1 pseudogene is annotated in these 638 nt (G+C 51.7%); it reads right to left on the reverse strand.

The annotated features are described in order from the left end of the window. Positions 1-638, reverse strand: a pseudogene (locus BFF42_RS19650) (IS3 family transposase); the annotation flags it as partial.

Below are 638 nucleotides of genomic sequence, written 5' to 3' on the forward strand. Positions count from 1 at the left end.
GTCGAGAACAACGGCGAGGTACGCCCAGCGCTTACCCGTCCAGATACAGGTCACATCACCGCACCACACCTGATTTGGCTCGGTCACGGCGAACTGCCTTTCAAGGTAGTTAGGGATAGCAACATGTTCATGACCACCACGTTTATACCGGTGAGTCGGCTGCTGACAGCTGACCAGCCCCAGCTCTTTCATGAGCCTGCCAGCAAGCCAGCGTCCCATCTGGTAGCCTCTCCGGGTTGCCATTGTGGCGATGCTTCTTGCTCCGGCCGAACCATGGCTGATGCCATGTAGCTCAAGTACCTGACTGCGTAATACAGCCCGTCTGCCGTCTGGTTTTTCAGGACGGTTTTTCCTGTATCTGTAGCTGCTGCGATGAACCCCGAACACTTGGCAGAGTGTGACCACAGGATAATGCGTTCTGAGTTTCCCGATTATCGAGAACAGTTCAGGGAGTCTGACATCAAGAGCGCGGTAGCCTTTTTTAATATTTCATTCTCCATTTCAATGCGTTGTAGCTTTTTCCTCAGCTTACGTATTTCGATTTGTTCTGGTGTTATCGGAGAGGCTTTTGGTGTTTTGCCCTGACGCTCATCACGCAGTTGTTTGACCCATCTTGTCATTGTGGAAAGGCCAACATC

This window comes from Shigella sp. FC1661 (genome assembly GCF_001712525.1).
In the GTDB taxonomy this organism is placed as follows: domain Bacteria; phylum Pseudomonadota; class Gammaproteobacteria; order Enterobacterales; family Enterobacteriaceae; genus Escherichia; species Escherichia coli.